This window comes from Massilia sp. CCM 8734, assembly GCF_011682155.1.
GTDB lineage: Bacteria > Pseudomonadota > Gammaproteobacteria > Burkholderiales > Burkholderiaceae_D > Telluria_A > Telluria_A rubra.
In genome coordinates, this window is record NZ_WHJI01000015.1 from 104894 (window position 1) to 125568 (window position 20675).

A 20675-nucleotide genomic window follows, 5' to 3' on the forward strand; every position below is an offset into this window, starting at 1 on the left:
GATGAAGAAAGTGCTGGTCATCGCTTATTTGTATCCGCCGATTTTCAATTCGGGGACGCGCCGCAGTCTCGAATTCGTCAACCATTTGCCCGACCATGGCTGGACCCCGACCGTGCTGACGGTCGACAGCCCCGACCCCCAGCACTGCGACCCCTCGCTGCTGGACGAAGTGCGTCCCGGCACCCGCATCGAACGCGCGCCCTTGTGGACGCGCCACATGGCGCCCAGGTTCGCGGCAAAATTCGCCGCCGTGGTCGACCCGCAACGCCTGGCCGACGCCCTCGAGTGGCGCGTGCGCCGCCTGTGGAACGTGCCGGACGAATGCGCCAGCTGGATTCCGATGGCGGTGGAGCATGCGCTGCGCCTGCACGCGCAGGAACCGTTCGACGCCATCTACGCCACCGGCTGGCCGTGGTCCTCCTTTTTGGTCGCCGAAAAAGTCAGCCGCCGCAGCGGCGTGCCGTTCGTGGTCGATTATCGCGACCTGTGGAAGCCGGCCGAGGTGGCGTGGGACAAGACCAGCTGGCTGCAACGGCGCCTGAACCCGGGCCTGGAGCGGCGCGTGCTGCGCGCCGCCTCCGGCGTGATCGCCACCACCGAATCGTTCCTGGGCCTGCTGCCGCAAGCGCTGCTGCCCAAGAACCGCTTTTTCATCACCAACGGCTTCGATGAAGACGACTTTCCACCGGCCGCGCCGGCGCCGGCCGATGACCGCATGCGCATCGTCTACACCGGCGTATGGCGTCCCGGCTACGGCCCGGACGACCTGTATGCGGCGGTGCGGCTGCTCAAGGAGCGCGGCACGCCCAAGCTGGCGCGCCTGAGAATCGTGGTGGCCGGCTATGCGCCCGGTCCCGCGCGCGAGTACGGCATCGACGACATCGTCGAGGAACGCGGGCGCGTGCCGCATGCCGAGGCGACCGCGCTGATGTCGGGCGCCAGCGTCTTGTACCTGCCGGTCTCGAAAGGCGTCTACGAGCACGCCAGCATGCCGGGCAAGCTGTTCGAATACCTGGGCAGCGGGCGCCCGATCCTGGCGTCGGCGCAGCCGGTCAGCGAAGTGGCCAAGACGCTCACCCAGGTGGGCGGAGCGCGGCGCGCCGATCCGGGCGATGTGGCCGGACTGGCCGACATCCTCGCCGCCCTGTGCCAGGGCGGCCCGGGCGCGATTTTTTCGGCGCGTATTCCGAGCGAACTGGCGATGTACACGCGCGCCAGCCTGACCGGCAAGCTGGCGCTGGCCCTTGGCGCCATCGTGCGGCACCCACGGAGCGCCGCATGAGCACCGTGCGGCGCGCCATGGTGTTTTCCTTCCTCGAGAGTTATCTCGGCATCGCCCTGAACCTGGTGTCGTTCGTACTGCTGGCGCGTTTGCTCACGCCCAAGCAGGTCGGCCTGTTTTCGGTGGCGCTGGCGATCATCAGCGTCACGCAGGTCATCCGCGATTTCGGGCTGGTGAATTTCCTGATCCAGAAAAAGGAGCTCACCGGTGAATACATCGCCAGCGCCTGGGGCCTGGCCCTGATCCTCGGTTGCAGCCTGTTTTTGCTGATTCAACTGTGCGCGCCGCTGATCGGCGCCTTTTATCATGAAGAGAGCCTGACCACCATCGCCCGCATCGTCGCGCTCAATTTCCTGATCCTGCCCTTCAATTCGGTATGCCTGGCGCTGCTGCGGCGGGAACTCAATTTCCAGTCGGTGATGCGGATTAACCTGTCGGCGGCCGTGCTGTCGACCATCGCCACCCTGCTCATGGCGTGGCAGGGCGCGGGCGCGTATGCGCTGGCCTTCGGCGCGGTGTTGAACAACGCGATCATCGCCGCCGGCATCTGGCACGTGGGCGCGGCCGGCCGCCTGCTGCGTCCCGCCCTCACCAAGTGGCGCGAGATCATGAAGTTCGGCGGGCCGCTCACCGTGGCCAACGTGATCACCTCGATCACGATGGATATCAACGATCTGGCGGTCGGCAAGATCATGGGCTTTTCGGCGGTGGCCATCGCCAGCCGCGCGCAGGGCTTGATGAACCTGTTTCATCGCGATTTCATGGGCGCGGTGCGCAATGTGGCTTATCCGGCGTTTTCGAAAGCGGTGCGCAATGACGATAAGCTGGAAGAAAAGTATGTCGTCAGCGTCACCAATGTGACCGCGATTGCCTGGACCTTTTATGGCTTTGCCGCGCTGTTTCCGCTTGAAGTACTGCGCTTGATGTTCGGCCCGCAGTGGGACCAGTCGGCGCCGCTGGTGCCGTTCTTTTGCCTGGCCGGCGCGGCCAGCGCCATGATCAACCTGACCCCGACCGTGCTGCTGGCCGCCGGCCACTCGAAACTGGTGGCCACGGCCGAACTGATCATCCAGCCGGTCAAGGCGATCGCCCTGTGCCTGGTGGTTTTCTATTACCGCAACCTGCAGTATTTCGCGATCGGCTTCATGGTAATGGCCCTGGTCAGCGTGCCGTACTGGTATGCGCTCAAGCAACGCCGCCTGCCGACCGACTTCGGCGCCCTGTTGCGCTACGTGGGCATGAACCTGATGCTCGCGCTGCTCAGCCTGGCGCCTGCGATCGCGCTCACGCTATGGCTGCGTCCGGCCGGCCAGGCGCTCGGCCACGCGGCCTTCTTTACCTGCGCCGGCGCCACCTGCGTGGCCTGGCCGCTGCTGCTGTGGGCCTTTCGTCATCCCTTGTACCGCGAGTTCCTGGCCATCGTCCAGGCCCGCCGCGCGAGCGCCCCCGGCAAATAAGACGGCGCTATTGTCAAACATATTAGCGCCGTTGGTTTTCTATAATTGTTATCCCGATCGCCGCAAGCTATTCATTGCCGGCCTCAGCGGTTAATATGGCGGCGCTGCGGCCGCGATAATGCCAGGCCGGCCATAATATTATACTCGCGGTAATATTGACCGGCTCTTCATTCTTATTCCAATTCGGCAAGTTAATAATCATTGCCATTCCATCATTCCACGAAAATATATATTCATATTTCCCGTTTTGTTTATGAACCGTCATTTCATACGCATGAAATATGCGGGTAAAATGCTGTTTCCATGCTGCAACTAAAGAGTCCATCGCCGCGCTATTGGGGTTGTTTAAAGAACGAGCGACGCCGCGTTAATAGCACTTTTTTCATTGTTATTACGAAGAAACCATTATGACCGACTTGCAACGCCGTATATTCCTCCGACGCTCCACCATGCTCGTTGCCTCCGGCGCGCTCACCGCTTGCGGTGGGGGCGGTGGCGGCGGCGATGGCGCCGCAGCGGCGCCCACCTCGACCGCCGCCAGCGGCGTGCAAACCACCGCTTCCGGTCCCTTCGACCAGGGGACGCCGCCGGTCGTGCCGCAGCCGGGCGCGCCGGTTCCGAACGCCTCGTTTACCGTTGTCAGCACCACCGGCCAGGCCTCGGCGCCGTTCTGCCTGGGCTTCGCCTTCCGTCGCGGCGATGTGCCGGCGGGACGCACGCTCGGCTCGGACCAGGGCGCCTTGCAGGTCAACGTCAAAAACGTGTGGCCGGACGGTTCGCTCAAATTCGCGCTGCTCTCCGGCCAGGCCAGCCTGCCCACGCCAGCCGGCACCACCGTCAACCTGGGCGTGCTCGCGACCGGCGCGAGCGCGAGCCCGATCGAGACGGCGCGCCTGCGCACCAGCGGCGCCGTGGCCGCAGTCGGCTGCGGCGCGTTCGGCACCGTCAGCTGGCAGGGCGCCGACTGGGACAGCCCGTTCAAGGCGTGGGTCAGCGGTCCGCTGATGTCATCCTGGATCTACCGCAAGCCGGTCGGCAGCGACCCGCACCTGGTGGCCTGGCTGGAAGTGCGCCTGTGGGCCAGCGGCGCGCTCGAAGTGCTGCCGTGGATCGAAAACGGCTACCTGCGCGTGGCAGCGCCATCGAACAAGGCGGCTACCTACACCTTTTCGCTCAATGGCAGCTTGCGCATGTCGGCCGCGATCGACCTCAAACACCACCAGCGCACCCCGTTGATCAGCGGGACCGCCCTGTCGTACTGGGGTGGCGCCGATCCCGGCGTGGTGCCGCGCCAGAATGCGATCTATTTGCAGGCGAGCGAACTGGTGCCGTCGTACCAGGCGCGCCTGACCGCCGACGCAAGCGCGGTAAAGACCCTGGTGGCCAGCTACACGCCGCTGCAGGCGGGTAACTTCACCTACGACAGCGACAGCATGGCCTCGTCCGGCTACCAGGACCCGATCGGCCTGCTGCCGCAGCACGACGTGCTGTTCCTGGTGGCCGACACCCCGGCCACCTTCGCCGGCGTGGTGCGCAACGGCTTTTCGGCCGGCCGCTACGGCCTGCATTACCGCGACGAGAACACCAACCGCCCGCTGCGCTTTTCCAGCTATCCGACCCTGAACATCCGCGCCAGCCATGGTTTCAAGGATACCGGCGGCTCCACCAACGGCCAGTACACCCCGGTGGCCACGGGCGGCAATCCGCCCAGCTGGGATGTGGCGCACAGCCCCTCGGTCGGTTTTGCGGCCTACCTGGTCACCGGCCGCTTTTACTTCATGGAGCAGGTGCAGTTTGCCGCCACCGCCAATTACCTCGGCAATGGCGACAATACCGCGCTGCGCACCGGCAGCCAGGGCCTGGTGCAGACCGCCGTCGCGGCCTGGCAGACCCGCAGCTGCGCGTGGGACTGGCGCACGCGGGTGCAAGCCCTGTGCGTGACGCCCGACGACGACCGCGAGCTGCGGGCCGAATTCATCGCTTCGGTGGAAGCGAATATCGACCACTTCCACGGCCGTTACGTGGCCCGTCCGAACAACCCGTTCGGCTGGATCAAGCCGGGTGAAGGCTACGACGGCACCATCCGCATGGGTTCACCATGGCAGCAAGACTTCGTCACCGCGGCCTTTGGCTATTCGGTTTCGCTGGGCTTGCCGATTTCGGCGGCCGCCAGCACCAAGCTGGGCGCCTTCTTCGCCTGGAAGGCGCGCAGCGCGGTCGGCCGGCTCGGCGCCAAAGACGCTTTCTGGTACATCAACGCGGTGCCGTACACAATGGTGATCTCGCCCGCCGCCAGGCCCGATTACGATAACGGCACCGGTCCCTGGTACAGCTCCGAGGCCGAGGTGTACCGCGCCACGTACGCCACGCCGCCGGTCTGGCTGGGCAAGACCGAGGGCGTGCTGGCCGCCGAATACATGCCGGGCGAGCGCGCCATGTGGGGCAACCTGGTGCCGGCCATCGCCTACGCGGTGCGCCATGGGGTGCCCGGCGCGCGCGAGGCGTACGAGCGCATGACGCGCGCCACCAACTGGGGCGCCTTGCGCGCCGCCTTCGACGCCAAGCCGGTGTGGGGCGTGAAACCGGCGCTGTATGCGCCGACCCAGCCAGTGCCGGTGCCAAGCACGCCGCAGGAAGGCGACCCGTCCTGGTTCGCCGGCACCGGGCTGGGCGAGTGGATCGAGATCGCCGGCACCGCTGGCGCCGGCGGCTCGGCGGTGCATGCCTACAGCGGCATCGCCTTCAATGAACGCAGCAACGAAATCCTGATCGCGGCCGCCGGCGGCCACCTCGATTCGCCCGACAACCGCGTGGTGTCGCTGCGCCTGACCGACAATGCGCCGGTGTGGCGGCTGCTCCACAGCCAGAGTTCGCCCGCAGCGATGGACGTGGCCTATTACGCGGACGGCACGCCGACCTCGCGCCACCTGTACAGCACCATGCATTACGTGCCGCAGTTGAACCGGGTGATGACCTTCGGCGTGCGCGGCGCCTACGGCAATGCGCACTCCTTCCACAACGTCGATGGCTTCGACCTGGAAACGAACACCTGGGACCGGCCCGGCACCTGGGCCGACATTCCGACCGGTCACCTGGGCGCGGTATCGATCCGCGCCACGGGCGACATCTGGAGCACCGGGCTGGCGCGTTTTTCGGCCAGTACCCGCACCTGGAGCGAGCCGATCACGCAGCGCACCAACGATACGATCCGCTGGCCGATCGCGCACGACGTGCTGCGCAACCAGCTGTTTTCGCTGAACTGGGCGGACGGCATGGGTTACGGGGCGCCCGGGGTGTTCGCTTCACGCGTGCCGCTCGCCGGAACGGCGCAGATTTCGGTGGCGTTCAATCCGAGTGCGGCGCTCGAGAGCTTCAAGGCCGACAAGCCAACCTACGCCGGCATGGATTACGACCCGGCCAACGACCGCTTCCTGTTCTACTGCGGCCAGGGCGCGGGCGCCGGCCGCATCTACGTGATCAAGCCGAACGGGGGTAATACCTGGGACATGAGCATGTTCGAACTGGCCGGCCGCACCCGTCCGCCCGAGAGTACCGGGGCCGGGGTGCATAACCGCTTCCGCTACATCGCGGCGCTGCGTGGTTTCATGCTCATGCCGAACGGGAAGGACAGCATCTTCTTCATCCGTACCTCGGCCTAAGCACGTTCAGCCCAGGCGGTCGGCCACCCCGCGCGCGGCGCGGCCGGCCGCTTCGCGCGCCAGTCCCTTCAGGCCGCGCAGCGACTTGGGGTTGTACGCCACCATGCCCCAGCGTTCGCGCCGGTGGCTCATCCACGTCTTTTTATAGGCGTCGTCGCCGATCAGGTAATCGATTTCGGTGACCTTGTCCTTGTCGATCGCGTGCTCCATCAGCATGGCCGTGACCAGGGTCCCCGGCGAATAGGCCTTGAAGCCTTCGTCGTAGGCCAGCTTGTAGATCTCGGCCCGTCCGTACGAGACGATCCACAATTGCGCGGCCACCGGTTCGCCCTTGATCCACGCCAGTCCCAGGCGCAGGAAGCCCTTGGCGGCGTAGGTCTGCATCAGCGCCGGCATGAACGCGGGGAAGGGCTCGGGCTTTTTCCAGCTGGCCGCGTACACCTTTTCGTAGGCCGCAATGGCCACCGGCAGGTCCCTGGCGCTGGTGACGATTTCCAGGGTGCCGCCATCGTTGGCGAACTTCTTGCCCATGCGCCGGATGGTGTTTTGCAGCTGTCCGCCGCGCGCGGCCAGGTAGCCGGCCCAGTCGCCGCTGATCGGCTGGTACCAGTTGCCGAAGGCGAAATACTCGAACGCCAGCCAGCCCTTGATGCGCATCGCGCCCAGCAAGGTCTGGTAGGCGTGCGAATCCGGGTCCATCGGCGTGAGCGTCAGCGACGCGATGCTGGGAAACTCGTCGTGGATGGCCGAGAGCACCGTCACCATCTCGCGTGGTTTCAGGCCGGCGTCGAGCACCGGCTCGTACAGGCTGGTATAAAAATTCGACAATGAACTCAGTTGCCAGGCGCGGCCGGTTTTCTGGGCGCGCAGCGGCAGCACCGCCATCACGTGCTGGCCCTGGCGCAGCACGTAGAAGCGCAGCCCCGGATTGGCCGGATAGACCGTCTCGACCAGGTTGCGGTACCACGCCAGGCCGCCGGCCACATTCTGCTTCTCGGCCTTGGTCATGAAGCTTTGCACGTCGGGGGCCAGCGCGTCCGGATGGTGGACCACCTCGACCGCCAGGCCGTCCTGCGCGGGCGGCTTGCTGTGCCATGCGCGCAGCGACACCTTCAGCGCTTCGGCCACGTTCCAGCGGTACAGCGTGCGGTGCCGGATCCAGCGCTGGCTGCTGGCCCATTCGAGCAGGTTGTGGTCGGCGTCGGTGTAGAACTCGATGGCGCCGCCCGGGTCGGCCTCGAACGCCCGGTCGATCACGCCGCGCAGCAGCAGGCGGCCCGGCGAATATTCGGCAAAGCTCTCGTCGTAGCTGGTCTTGAGCATCACGTACATGCCGTTCTGGCACAGGATCAGGCGCGAGGCGGCCAGCTTGTCGTCCAACCACAGCTCGCAGACCAGGGCGTGGCCGTCGACGGCGGCGCGCCGCAGCAGGTCGCGGTAGAACTGGTGCTGGGCCGGGGTGGCGCCGACCGCGGTGCCGGTGCGGCCCTTCCAGCCGGCGCTTTCGAGCGCAGCGTAGCGCTCCACCGCCGCGTCCATCTGGTCGGCTTCGACGATGTGCACGTGGCGCTTGGCGACGCCCTTCTCCAGCAGGCGTTTCTGGTAGCGCTTGATATTGCTTTGCAGGTGAGCGCGCGCCGACCAGTAATCGTCAACGCCGCCATCGAGCGCGATGCGCATGGTGCGCGCGTGGTTCATCAACTGCTGGCCCGGCGCCGGGCCGGCCAGCACGGCGCCCACTTGCGGGTCGTTGCAGAGCAGGTCGAGCTGGATCACCAGCGGCGGCAGGCTGCCCCAGAGCGAGTCGAGCAGCGCGGCGTCGGCCACCAGGGTGGCGCCGATCTGCGCCTGCGGCGGCAGGAAACTGGCCCACACCAGCGCATTGCGCCGCTTGAGCACGCACATCGCCTCGACCTGGCCGTCGCGCCGGCAGGTCCACAACTGCTCGCTGCCGTCGCCGAACTGGGCCAGCAAGCCGTCGATGAAGCGCGCGTCGAGCAGCGGATGGCCGCCGAACAGGCGCCGGTTCAATGCATCCCAGGCCGCGCCGTGCTCGCCGAGGGAGCGCTGCAGCGGCACGCCGCTCCAGCCGCTCATGCCAGCGCTTTCGATACCAGCGCCGTCATCCACGTCATCTGCTGCGCCGACAGTCCCTGGTGGCAGGGCAGGTGCAGCAGGTGCAGGCGGTAGTTGCGCGCCACCGTGCAGCTCGACACCGCCATGTCGTCCCAGCGGAAAATCGGCATGCCGGCTTGCTTTAACTGGTAAAACACCGGGTCCGGGCGGGCGATCGTGATCGGGAACATATAGGGCGCGCAGTCGTCGGGCAGGTCGGGCATCAGCGCCTGGCCGCCGCGCGCGCCGGCCACCGCCTCGAGCCACTGGCGGTAATGCTGGCGGCGCTGTTCGACCAGGGGGGCGAGGCGGGTGCGCCGCATGACCCAGCGCGACAGCGCCAGGCTGTTCTTGTTTTCCATTGCACGCTCGTAGGAGGGGGAAGGCTGGTCGTGGCGCTCGAAGATATCTTGCCCGCGCAGGGTGGGGTCGCGCGGCTCGGCATCGGCGGCGATCGCGCGCGCGGCGCGGTTGCGCGACCAGGCCGTCTTGAACGCCTTGATTTCGCGCAGCAGGCCGGGTTTGGCCGGCGGCGTGATCGGAAACAGCGCCGGGTTGGCCCACAACACGCCGCCGTCTTCGCAACCGAAAAATTTGTAGGGGCTGGCCATGAGCACATGGTCGGCGTTGGCCTGGCCGGTCTGGGCGCGCTTGGCCGCCACCTGCCAGGCATGCGAACAGTCTTCGATCAGCATGATGCCGTGGTGGCGGCACACCGCGCTCACCGCCGCCATCAGGGCCGGCGGCTGCTCGAAGCCGAAGTAGTGCGGCAGCACCAGCGCCTTGATGCCGTGGTCGCGCGGCGCCAGCAGGGCGCGGATGCTGTCCACGCGCGGCGTCAGGTCGCTGTCGACTTCATAGAACAGCACCGTGCCGCCCAGCGCCAGCGCCGGGTCGATCATGGTGCGGCAATGGTAGGACGGCGCCAGCAGCACCGTGCCGGGACCGATGCCGCCGGCCTGGCAGGCGGCGTGCATGGCGTAGCGGCCGCGCGCGAAGTGGCGCACGGCGGTGCCGTCGATCAGGGCCGGGGCCACGGTGCCGCTGCCGAAACTGAGGTCGGCCCAGCGCAGGACCGGCAACAGGGGAGCGCGCGGACGGGGGAAATCACATGCAACGGCGTCGAAACGCTGGTAATCGGGCATCGGTATCAGCTTTGCGGTGCGGAGCGCTGCTTGAACCACTGCTCCATCATCATCAGGACCCACACCATGGTCCCATGGTAGCCGGCGTGTTCGTCCAAGTGCTGGCCGACCAGCGCGTCGATAAACTCGGGACGCACGATCTGGCGCGCCTTCAGGTCGGCCAGGCTGTCGAGCGCGAGCTGCTGGAGCGGCTTGTGCTTTTGCAGCCACACGCCGAACGGCAGGCCGAAGCCATGCTTTTGCTTGGTGATGATTTCGTCGGGCAGGAAGCCGCGCAGCGCTTCCTTGAAGAAGTAGCGCAACTGGGTGCCATTGAGTTTCTGTTTGGCCGTCAGGCGCGCCGCGAAGGCCACCATTGGGTCCGACAGGAAGGGGAAGGCCGCTTCCATCGCCGCCAGTTCGCACGCCTTGATCACCTTGGGCAGGTCGTTGTCGGCCAGCGTGACTTTCAGGTCGAGCGCCAGCATGCGGTTGATCAGGCTCGATGCGTCGTTTTGGGCGTACGTGTGCGACAGGCTGGCCAGCGGCGCGCCGACGTCGGCGCCGGCCAGGAAACCGGCGGTAAACACTTGCGCGGGGCCGAAGCGGCCCAGCAGGTTGTAGGTTTCCAGGCGCCCCGGCATCGGCAGCGAGGCTTGCTCGATGTAGCTGCGCGCCTTGCGAATCAGTTTGAGGCGCTCGCCGGCCGGGAAGTTGAAGACGGCCGGTTCCAGCAAGGCCTTGCGCAGCAGGCCAGGCACCTTGTCGTACAGGGCGAACACGTGCTGCTTGGAGTAGCGCTCGTTGCCGCCGAATAGTTCGTCGCCGCCGTCGCCGCCCAGCATGCGGGTGACGCCGTCTGCGCGCGCCAGGCGCGCGCAGTAAAAGGCCGGCACCGCCGAGGCATTGCCGAAGGGCTGGTCGAACACCGCGCCGATGCGCGGAATGGCGGCCACCACGTCGTCCGGCGTGACGTAGTATTCGTGGTGGCTGGTGCCGAAGTGTTTCGAGGCCAGGCGCGCGTACGACATTTCGTCGTAGCCTTCGGCTTCGAAGCCGATCGAGTAGGTGTTGACCGGCTGGTCGCTCAGCTCGCGCATGATGCCGGCGATGGTGGAGCTGTCGGTGCCGCCACTGAGGAACGCGCCGTACGGCTGCTTGCCGGCCGCCTCGCGCACGCTGCTGCGCAGCAGGTCGCGGAACTGCTGCTTGAGGTCCTCGAACGCGTGCTGCGGCTGTTCGTCGAACACCATGCGCCAGTAAGCGCGTTTTTCGACGCTGCCGTGCCGGAAGCGCAGGCATTCGCCCGGCAGCAGGCGTTGCTGGCCACGGTACACGGTGCCCGGCGCCGGAACCATGTGGAAGTAGACGTAGTTGTACAAGCCTTGCGGATCGATCGCCGCCGGCGTTTTGGGGTGGCGGATCAGCGCGTCCGACGAGGTGGCGAACACCAGCGCCTCGCCTGCCGTTTGGTAGCTCAGTTGGTGCGTGCCCATGCGGTCGATCGCCAGCAGGGCGTCGCCTTTGGCGTCGTCGAGGATGGCGAGCGCAAAGGCGCCGCTCAGTTTGACGCAGACGGCGTCCGGGTCGCGCCGCCACAGGCGTGCCACTCTTTCAGCCAACCCGTCAGCCAAGCCGGCGTCCTGCCGGCCCTGGGCGTCGAGGCCATCGTCGAGTTCCGGTGCGCCCCACACGGCCACCAGCAGGCCGTCGCCCTGGTACAGGTGGGCGCTGGCCGCGCGCGCCGACACCGCCAGCGCGCTGCGCGCCGCTTGCAGGGTGCCGATGGCGTTCTGGTCGAAGGCCGCCAGCGGCGCCGCCATGGCGCCGATCAGGGCCTGGTTGTCAGCGACACTGGCGCCGTGGCCGATCCAGCCACACAAGCCGCTCACTGCGGCTTCCCGGAAAATTGACTCATTGCTATCCTCGCGCTTGCGTTGATGTTATTCGTTGATTGCGGATCGAGTGCGGATTATGGCATCAGACCAGCACTTCCAGCGCCACGGGATGGCTGAGGAAGGCGACCGGGCTGGCGGACAGGCCGTAGGCGCCCGACTGGAACACCACCACCAGGTCGCCCACCTCGGCTTTGGCGAGCGACATCTGGTCGGCCAGCAGGTCGAGCGGGGTGCACAGCGGACCGACCACGGAGACGGTTTCGCGCTCGCCTTCGTGCATGCGGTTGCCGATGGCGACCGGGTAATTCTTGCGGATCACCTGGCCGAAGTTGCCGGACGCCGCCAGGTGGTGGTGCAGGCCGCCGTCGGTGACCAGGTAGACCTGGCCGCGCGACTCTTTGCGCTCGATCACGCGGCTGACATAAATACCCGCTTCGGCCACCAGGTAGCGCCCCAGTTCGATCACGATCTCGGTGCCGGGCAGTTGGCGCCGCACGTCGGGCAGGATGCGCTTGAGGTTCTCGCCCACGGCGGCCAGGTCGAGCCGCTCTTCGCCGGGGAAGTAGGGAATGCCGAAGCCGCCGCCGATGTTGAGCGAGCGCAGGGGACCGGGCCAGTGCGCAGCCAGGCGGATCGCCAGGGCGAAGGTTTTTTCGTGCGCGTCCTGGATCGACGCCGCTTTCAGGTTTTGCGAGCCGCTGTAGATATGAAAGCCCTGGAAGTCGAGTTCCAGTTCGCCGATGCGTCCCAGCATGGCCGGCACGCGCTCGGCGTCGACGCCGAACTGCTTTGGCCCGCCGCCCATTTTCATGCCCGACGATTTGAGTTCGAAGTCGGGGTTGACCCGCACCGCCACGCGCGGCGCGAGGCCCAGGCGCCGGCCGATGACGGCGATGCGCTCCATCTCCGCTTCGGACTCCATGTTCAAGGTGACGCCGGCGGCGATCGCGCAAGCGAGGTCGGTATCGCTCTTGCCCGGGCCGGCGAAGCTGACCAGGTGCGGCGCCATGGGCGTGTCGAGGGCGACGCGCTGCTCGCCGCCGGAGGCGATGTCGATGCCGTCGACCAGGGTGGCCATGTGCTGGACCACGGCCGGCATCGGATTGGCTTTCATGGCGTAGTGCAGATGGATCTCGGGCGGCAGGTGGCGGCGCAGCAGTGCGACCCGCTCGCTCAGCTTGGCGCGGTCGTAGGCGTAGAAGGGCGTGCGCCCGACCCGTTCGGCCAGGCGCGTGAGCGGCATGCCGCCGATCTGCAGGCAATCGCCCTCGACCTCGAATTGCGCCAGCGACGCGTGTTGCGGGCGGGGGGCGCTCATTGTGCGGCCTTCGGGTTTGCTTCGGCCGATGCTTGCATAAACAGCTGTTCCATTTGTACGCTCAAGAGTTTGCGGTCGATTTTGCCGTTCGGGTTGCGCGGCAGGCTCTCGGGCGCGATGATCACGCGCGCCGGCAGCATGTAGGCCGGCAGGTGCGGTTTGCAGGCGGCCAGCAGGCTTTCCGCAGTGAGGCCGCTGCCTTCTTTCGGGTGGGCGATGACGACGATGGCCTGGCCCAGGGTCGGGTGGGCCAGGCCGATGGCGGCCGCTTCGGCCACGCCCTCGCGCGCGTAGACCACTTCTTCGACTTCGGAAGGGCTGACCCGGTAGCCGGAGGTCTTGATCATTTCATCGTTGCGGCTGATGAAGTATAAAAAGCCGTCTTCATCCTTGCGCACCGTGTCGCCCGACCATACCGCCATTTCGGTCAGGGTCAGGCCGTGATGCACGCTCACCACCGGCTTGAAGCGCTCGGCGGTCTTGGCGCGGTCGTTCCAGTAGCCGAGCGAGACCAGCGCGCCACGGTGCACCAGTTCCCCGGCTTCGCCCGGATCGCATTCGGTCCCGTCGGGGCGCAACACCATCACTTCGGCATTCGGGATGGCCTTGCCCATCGAATCGGGACGGCGATCGAGTTCGGCCGGCGGCAGGTAGGTGCTGCGGAAGGCTTCGGTCAGGCCATACATCAAAAACGGTTGCGCGTTCGGCAGTGCGCGGCGCAGCGCGTCGAGGGTGGGGCGCTGCATGGCGCCGCCCGAATTGGTCAGGTAGCGCAGGGTGCAGTCGGCCGGCCAGGGCAGGGGGGCGATCTGGATCCACAGCGGCGGCACCGCGGCCAGGCCGGTGATGCGTTCCGCTTGCACGGCCTTGAGAATGTCGCGCGCCAGCAGGTGGTTGATCAGCACGGCGGTGGCGCCGACGCTGAAGGCCGTGGTCAGCTGGCTCAGGCCATAGTCGAAGCTCAGCGGCAACACGGCCAGGATGCGGTCAGCCGGGGTATTGTCCAGGTAGCCGGCCACGCTGTTGGCGCCGGCCACCATGTTGCGGTGCGACAGCACCACGCCTTTTGGCTTGCCGGTGCTGCCCGAGGTGTACAAGATCGCCGCCATGTCGGTGTCGATATTGCGCGCCGGGGTGGCCGGTTCGGCTGCGCCTTCCAGGGCGGCGTCCCAGGCCAGCACCTTGATGCGGGTCAAAGCGGGCGCGTTGTCGATGTTGCCGGTGACGATGACGGTGTGCAGGTCGGGACAGGCGTCCAGGGCGCCGGCCAGCAATTTCAGGCGGTCGGCCGAGGTCACCAGGATGCGCACATTGCAGTCGGCCAGGATATAGGCCACCTGTTCCGGCTTGAGCAAGGGATTGACGGGAACGAACACGCCGCCGGCGGCGGCGGCGCCGAACATGGCGGCCACATTCTCGATGTTTTTCTCAAGATACACCGCCAGCCGCTCGCCACGGCCGAGGCCCAAGCCGAGCACGCTTGTCGAGACTTGCCGTACGGAATCCGCAAGTGTTGCGTAATCCAGACGGCGGCTGCCATAAACGAGCGCCTCCGCTTGTGGGGAGCGGCCGGCAGAGCGGAAGATGAAGTCGTGGATCAAGTCACTCATTGAAACCTTGCGTACGGCTGGAAGCCAAAGCGTTGCTGTTCGGGACGATAAGGGGCGACTTGCGCCGTGGATTGTGCCATGCGTGACGTTAAGTACCCGCCCATAAATAACTGTGATTTTTGTCTTCCATAGCCGGCGCGCTGCGGCGTTGCCCTCCACTAGCAGTGCTCGCACTGCGTCGTGTCGGGCGCCTTGCATCGCATCCGGCTATGTTCGCCAAAATCTCACACTTATTCCTGCGCGGGTACTTAGCCAAATTGTGCGGAGATCAATTTCTCCGTGCAAGCGAAATTTGGAAGAAGTTCAAGTACAATCTTACCACTTGAACACTAACAATATCAATTACATATTACTTAAGCGAGTCCGGCAGCAGCCAGTCGGGATTGGGGAGTCGAAGCGAAAAAATAGCTGGGCGAGGACAGATTTTGACGATTTCGCAGTGCCAATAGTGAGCTATTGGCCGAGAAAGCGGCGAAATATGGACGCCCCAGGTATTTTTGCAGCCGACGATCCCAGTTCCGGCTGGCTGCTAAGGCTCGCTTAGCCTAACCGGACCGCGCCAGATCGTTCATGAGAGACTTAGTCATTACGCTGCTTGTGTTCGGTTCGCTGCCGTTCATCCTCAAGCGCCCGTATATTGGCGTGCTGATGTGGGTATGGATCAGCGTGATGAATCCGCACCGGCTCAGCTGGGGCTTTGCCTATTCGTTTCCGTTCGCCGCCATCATCGCCGGCGTGACCCTGATCGGCCTGCTGGTCACGCGCGACCCCAAAAAGCTGCCCATGACGCCCATTGTGCTCACGCTCATGGTGTTCTGCCTGTGGATGGGGATCACCACCATCTTCTCGATGTGGCCGGACGAATCGGTGGTGATGCTCAACCGCGTCTCGAAGATCTTCCTGATGACGTTTGCCACCATCATGCTGATCAAGACGCGCCGCCAGGTGGAGCTGCTGATCTGGACCCTGGTCGGCTCGCTCGCCTATTACGGGGTCAAGGGCGGCATCTTTACCGTGGCCACCGGCGGCAGCAGCATTGTGTGGGGACCGCAGGGCAGCTATATCGAGGGCAATAACGAAGTCGCGCTGGCCTTCATCACCATCATTCCCGTGATGTGCTTCCTGTACACCATCCTGAAAAACAAGTGGGCGCGCCGGGCCATGGTTGCGTCGATCATCCTGTGCGCCTTCGCCGCGCTCGGTTCTTATTCGCGCGGGGCGCTGGTGGGGATCGGGGCGATGCTGTTCTTCCTGTGGCTGAAAAGCCCCAAGAAGGTGCTGCTGGGCGGCTTGATGGTGCTGATGGTGCCCATTGCCATCACCTTCATGCCCGACAAATGGTCTTCGCGCATGGAGACCATCAATACCTACAAGGAAGATAGCTCGGCCATGGGGCGCATCAATGCCTGGTACATGGCTTACCACATGGCGTTGGACCGCCCGCTCGGCGGCGGCTTCGAGATCTATAACCGCACCGCGTTCGAGTTGTACGCGCCGGTGCCGGATGATGTCCACGCGGCCCACAGTATCTATTTCCAGGCGCTGGGCGAGCATGGCTTTATCGGGCTCGGCATCTATTTGTTGTTGGCTTTCCTCACCTGGCGCAAGGCGGCCTGGATCGTGCGCACGACGGCGAAAAGGGAGGACCTGAAATGGGCGGCTGACCTTGCCCGCATGATCCAGGTCAGCCTGCTCGGCTTCGGCGTGGGCGGCGCTTTCCTCAGCCTGCTGTATTACGACGTGCCCTATTACCTGATGGCGGCGGTGGTGAGCACCGGCTACATTGTCGAGAAAACCCTGGAGGCCGAGGCCGCCGCCGCCAAAGCGGCCGCGCGCGACGCCGCCCGCGCCGCCCAGCTCGACGCCCATGCGCACGGCGCGGCTACCCCATGACCCGTTTCACCACGAAAGAGCACGCCATGTCGCTACAGCGCACCGATCGCATCGATTCCGCGCCGGCAGGACCGGCCTGGGCCGGCATGGCCAGTCGCGCCATGCGTCATCTGGGATTTTTGGGCAGTGCGCGCCAGCGCCTGTCGATCCTGATTTTCCACCGCGTGCTGGCGCGCCAGGATGCGATTTTTCCGGACGAGGTCGATGCGCGCCGTTTCGACGCCCAGCTGACCCAGCTGAAACAGTGCTTCAACATCATGCCGCTGGCCGACGCCGTGCGCGCCTTACAGGCGGGCAAGCTGCCGCCGCGCGCGGCCTGCATCACGTTTGACGACGGGTATGCCGATAACGCCACCATCGCGCTGCCGATCTTGCAGCGGCACGGGGTGCATGCGACGTTTTTCATCGCCAGCGGATTTCTGGACGGTGGGCGCATGTGGAACGACACGGTGATCGAGCTGATCCGCCGGGCGCCGGACCGGATCGACCTGCGCCCGGCCGGGCAGGACGCGTTCGAGCTCGATACGGTGGCCAAACGGCAGGCGGCGATTGCGACATTGCTCGGTGCGCTCAAGTATTTGCCGCTGGACGAGCGCCTGCGCCAGGTGGCGGCGCTGTGCGCGCTGGTGCCGGTTCAGTTGCCGACCGACCTGATGATGACCTCCGGCCAGGTGCGCCAGCTGCACCGGGCCGGGATGGGCATCGGCGCGCATACGGTGAACCATCCGATCGTGGCGCGCATGGAGGCGGCCGCTGCGCGCCAGGAAATTGCCGACGGCAAGGCCGCGCTGGAAGCGATCATCGGCGCGCCGGTGACCTTGTTCGCTTACCCGAACGGCAAGCCGGGACAGGATTACCTGGCCGAGCATGTGGCGATCGTCAGGGAACTGGGGTTCGAGGCGGCGGTGTCGACCTCGTGGGGTGCGGCGCGGCCGGGAGGCGACCTGTTTCAATTGCCGCGATTCACGCCGTGGGACCGCAGCCAGTTCCGTTACATGCTGCGCATGATGCAGAATTTGCGGCGTAATGGCGACACGGTGTAAGGCGCGCACGTGGAGTGGCGGTCTGGACTGTTGGTCGGGACGCCGTGTACCATGTCACCCTATGAATACGGCGCTAAACAGCCGTACTGGAACTGCATTACCTGCACGCTTCAAGCCGTCGTTCCCGCGCCAAGGCGGCCCTCGGCGGGAACCCAAGTTGGTGCCGCAGACACAGGCTGATCTACGACATTGGATTCCCGCCGAGGGCCGCCTTGGCGCGGGAACGACGGTGCATCTACATTCATCTATCTAGGATTTCCATGTATCTCGAAGACATCAAAACCATCCTCACCGACGTGCTCAGCCTGGGCGACGCCGGCAAGGAACTGAACGAACAATCGGCCCTGCTGGGCAGCATCCCCGAGCTCGACTCGATGGCGGTGGTGAACCTGATGGCCGCGCTCGAAGAACACTTCGGCATCACCATCGACGACGACGAAATCAGCGCCAGCACCTTCGAGACGCTGGGCAGCCTGAACGCTTTCGTCAAGCAAAAACTGGCCTGATGACTGCCCATCCCAAGCCGCCGGGGGCCGAGCCCTTCTTTCTCCAGACGGGCTTGGGACAACGTTTCTGCCTGTTCCACCCGCCCGCCGGCGCACGCTGCCGTGGCGCGGTCCTGTACATCCATCCTTTCGGCGACGAAATGAACAAGGCGCGCCGCATGGCCGCCGTGCAGGCGCGCGCGCTGGCGGCGCAGGGCTATGGCGTGCTCCAGCTCGACCTGGCCGGCTGCGGCGACAGCGGCGGCGAATTTGCCGAGGCCCGCTGGGACACCTGGAAAGGTGACCTGGCCGCCGGCTGCGCCTGGCTGTCGGCGCGCCTGGACGCGCCGCTGACCCTGTGGGGCCTGCGCCTGGGCGCCTTGCTGGCGCTGGACTACGCGCACGACGTCCGTCATCCCATCGCCCGCCTGGTGTTGTGGCAGCCGGTACAAAACGGCGCCACCTTCCTGACCCAATTCCTGCGCTTGCTCACCGCCAACGCCATGCTGGCCGAGGGCGGCGATGGCAAAGCGGCCGCCAAAAGCGGCGGCACGGCCGCCTTGCGCGCCACCCTGCTCGGCGGCGAGATGCTGGAAGTGGCCGGCTACGAAATCGCCCCGGCCCTGGCCGCCGCCATCGACAGCCGTGACGCGGGCAAGCTGGCGCCGCTCGGCTGCCCGGTGCACTGGCTGGAAACTTCGGCCTCGGCCGAGCGCCCGCTCACGCCCGCCGTCACGCGCCTGGCGGACGCCTGGCGCGAGGCCGGCGTCGACCTGCACCTGCAACAAGTGACCTGCACGCCATTCTGGTCGACCCAGGAAATCGCCGAGTCGCCCGAACTGCTGGCCGCCACCTCGGCCCTGTTCGACGCCGCGCCGCCAGCAGGGCAGCCCGGACAGGCCGCAACGCACGGCACGCACACTGCGCCGCCCGCGCCGGTGATCCCGGGTGCGCCCGCCTGCCGTGAGGACGTGCTTCGCTTTAGTTGCGGCGGCGAGGCCCTGTTCGGCATTCTCAGCGTGCCCGCGCAGCCGGCCAAACGGGCCGTGCTGATCGTGGTCGGCGGCCCGCAGTACCGGGTCGGCAGCCACCGCCAGTTCACCACGCTCGCACGCGGACTGGCGGCGCAAGGCATCGCCGCGCTGCGCTTCGACTATCGTGGCATGGGCGACAGCCACGGCGCCATGCGCGACTTCGAGGTCGTCGGCGAGGACTTGCGCGCCGCCGTCGACACTTTGTTCACGGCCCTGCCCGGCGTGGAAGAGGTGGTCATCTGGGGCTTGTGCGACGGCGCCTCGGCCGCGATTTTCTATGCCGCCGACGATGCCCGCGTGAGCGGGCTGGTGCTGCTCAACCCGTGGGTGCGCACCAGCGGCGGCCACGCCAAGGCCACCATCAAGCACTATTACCGCGCACGCTTGTTTGACCCGGAACTGTGGAAAAAGATCCTGCGCGGTCAATTGAATGTGGGTGCGGCGGCCGCCTCGTTCCTGCGCATTGCCGGCGCCGCTGCCGGCAAGGGCACGGGGAAGGACAAGGCCGGCGCCGCGCCGGCCGCGCTGCCCGAGCGCATGCGGGCCGGCCTGGCGCGCTTTCGCGGCAAGGTGCTGTTGATCATCAGCGGCGCCGACCTGACGGCCCAGGAATTTCTCGACACCGCCGCCGGATCGGACCAGTGGCAAGCCGTGCTGGCCGCGCCGCAAGTGTCGCGCCAGACATTAGTTGAAGCGGACCACACATTTTCGCGCCGCGTGTGGAAAGACCAGGTGCTGCACTGGACCGGCGACTGGCTGCGCTCGTGGTAAGAGCCTATCCCAGTAGATCGGAGTCGCTGCTGGCGCGCCTGGCAAGCGAGTGCCGCCTCGGTATTCCTTCGGAATACCCTCGTCGTTGCATGGCTAGCCATGCGGCCTCCTCGCGCCTTGCCCTCGCTTGCCATGCATCGCCTACGCGCATGTCGCCTACGCGCATGTCGCCTACGCGCATGTCGCCTACGCGCATGTCGCCTACGCGCATGTCGCCTACGCGCATGTCGCCTACGCGCATGTCGCCATCAGCTTCCCCCGATCTACTGAGACAGGCTCTAAGCCTGCGCGCCGCCACCTTCACGCCCCCCAAAGGATATCGATGAAACTATTGCCTTACCTGTTAGCCGGCACTGTGCTGCTGACCTCGACCGGCGCTCACGCGCTCAATTATTGCGGCGAACTGAAGAATCACTTCGGTCCGCTCGATTACCGCAAGCGCGGCGAGGTCAACCTGGAAATCGTCGAGAACGCCCACTTCACGCCCGAGGTGGAAGCCGGCATCAAGGGCAACACCAGCTATCTCGGCGGCGACCTCGACTACACCTTGCGCGCCATTCCCAACCACCCGCGCGCGCTGGCCACGCTGGCCATGGTCGCCTTGCGCGACAAGCAAGTCAAAGTGCCGGCGACCAAGTGGCCGGTGGAATGCTATTTCAACCGCGCCATCCGCTTTGCGCCCGATGACGCCGCCGTGCGCGCCACCTACGGCACCTATCTGCTCGCGCTCGGCAAGACCGACGACGCGGTCGGCATGTTCGCCACCGCCGTCGAGATGGCGCCGGAAGACCCGACCATCAATTACAACGCCGGGCTCGCTTACTTGAAGAAAAAAGAGTACGCCAAGTCCAGATTGCACGCGAAAAAAGCCTACGCGCTGGGCTTTCCTTTGCCTGGGCTCAAGAACAAGCTGGTCGAGGCCGGCAAATGGGACGAGCCGGCGCAATGACGGGCACGCCGCCACCGGGCTGGCGCCGCCTTCCCGG

Annotated in this window: 14 protein-coding genes; 8 read left to right on the plus strand and 6 right to left on the minus strand. The window is 66.0% G+C overall.

The window, feature by feature from the left end; genetic code table 11:
• Position 1: 1 nt before the first annotated feature.
• Together F2P46_RS16060 and F2P46_RS16065 are read left to right on the plus strand one after the other, a co-directional pair.
• A complete protein-coding gene (locus tag F2P46_RS16060) occupies positions 2-1282 on the plus strand; it encodes a glycosyltransferase (protein ID WP_166891437.1) in 1281 nt (426 codons plus the stop codon).
• Positions 1279-2739, plus strand: a complete 1461-nt coding sequence (locus F2P46_RS16065; protein ID WP_166891440.1) for a lipopolysaccharide biosynthesis protein — start codon at positions 1279-1281, stop codon at positions 2737-2739. Before F2P46_RS16060 ends, F2P46_RS16065 begins: the two co-directional genes overlap by 4 nt.
• A 67-nt stretch (positions 2740-2806) precedes the next feature.
• On the opposite strand, the gene F2P46_RS16070 is transcribed toward F2P46_RS16065, so the two are convergent.
• Positions 2807-3064, minus strand: a complete 258-nt coding sequence (locus F2P46_RS16070) for a hypothetical protein (protein WP_166891443.1) — start codon at positions 3062-3064, stop codon at positions 2807-2809.
• Positions 3065-3188: 124 nt separating this feature from the next.
• On the opposite strand from F2P46_RS16070, the gene F2P46_RS16075 reads away from it, so the two are divergent.
• Complete coding sequence (locus tag F2P46_RS16075) at positions 3189-6398, plus strand: hypothetical protein (protein WP_166891446.1); 3210 nt, start codon at positions 3189-3191, stop codon at positions 6396-6398.
• Positions 6399-6404: 6 nt separating this feature from the next.
• Here F2P46_RS16075 and F2P46_RS16080 read toward each other — a convergent pair whose 3' ends face one another.
• The 5 genes from F2P46_RS16080 to F2P46_RS16100 form a co-directional block, all read right to left on the minus strand.
• Positions 6405-8528, minus strand: a complete 2124-nt coding sequence (locus F2P46_RS16080) for a GNAT family N-acetyltransferase (protein WP_166891449.1) — start codon at positions 8526-8528, stop codon at positions 6405-6407.
• Positions 8492-9658, minus strand: a complete 1167-nt coding sequence (locus tag F2P46_RS16085) for a DegT/DnrJ/EryC1/StrS family aminotransferase (protein WP_166891452.1) — start codon at positions 9656-9658, stop codon at positions 8492-8494. Before F2P46_RS16085 ends, F2P46_RS16080 begins: the two co-directional genes overlap by 37 nt.
• A gap of 5 nt (positions 9659-9663) precedes the next feature.
• Complete coding sequence (locus F2P46_RS16090) at positions 9664-11529, minus strand: asparagine synthase-related protein (protein ID WP_166891455.1); 1866 nt, start codon at positions 11527-11529, stop codon at positions 9664-9666.
• A gap of 88 nt (positions 11530-11617) precedes the next feature.
• Complete coding sequence (locus F2P46_RS16095; protein WP_166891458.1) at positions 11618-12853, minus strand: pyridoxal-dependent decarboxylase, exosortase A system-associated; 1236 nt, start codon at positions 12851-12853, stop codon at positions 11618-11620.
• A complete protein-coding gene (locus F2P46_RS16100; protein ID WP_166891461.1) occupies positions 12850-14463 on the minus strand; it encodes an acyl-CoA ligase (AMP-forming), exosortase A system-associated in 1614 nt (537 codons plus the stop codon). The genes F2P46_RS16095 and F2P46_RS16100 overlap by 4 nt, the downstream gene beginning before the upstream one ends.
• A gap of 570 nt (positions 14464-15033) precedes the next feature.
• Here F2P46_RS16100 and F2P46_RS16105 point away from each other — a divergent pair.
• From F2P46_RS16105 to F2P46_RS16130, 5 genes are all read left to right on the plus strand, one after another.
• On the plus strand, positions 15034-16356 hold the full coding sequence (locus F2P46_RS16105; protein ID WP_166891464.1) for a putative O-glycosylation ligase, exosortase A system-associated: 1323 nt from the start codon (positions 15034-15036) through the stop codon (positions 16354-16356).
• Complete coding sequence (locus tag F2P46_RS16110) at positions 16353-17399, plus strand: polysaccharide deacetylase family protein (protein ID WP_229509311.1); 1047 nt, start codon at positions 16353-16355, stop codon at positions 17397-17399. The genes F2P46_RS16105 and F2P46_RS16110 overlap by 4 nt, the downstream gene beginning before the upstream one ends.
• A 260-nt stretch (positions 17400-17659) precedes the next feature.
• Positions 17660-17905, plus strand: coding sequence for an acyl carrier protein (locus F2P46_RS16115; RefSeq protein ID WP_099873596.1), 246 nt, complete (start codon positions 17660-17662; stop codon positions 17903-17905).
• Positions 17905-19689, plus strand: coding sequence for a hydrolase 1, exosortase A system-associated (locus tag F2P46_RS37690; protein ID WP_229509312.1), 1785 nt, complete (start codon positions 17905-17907; stop codon positions 19687-19689). The genes F2P46_RS16115 and F2P46_RS37690 overlap by 1 nt, the downstream gene beginning before the upstream one ends.
• A gap of 322 nt (positions 19690-20011) precedes the next feature.
• Positions 20012-20638, plus strand: a complete 627-nt coding sequence (locus F2P46_RS16130) for a M48 family metallopeptidase (protein WP_166891467.1) — start codon at positions 20012-20014, stop codon at positions 20636-20638.
• The last annotated feature ends 37 nt before the right edge of the window (positions 20639-20675 follow it).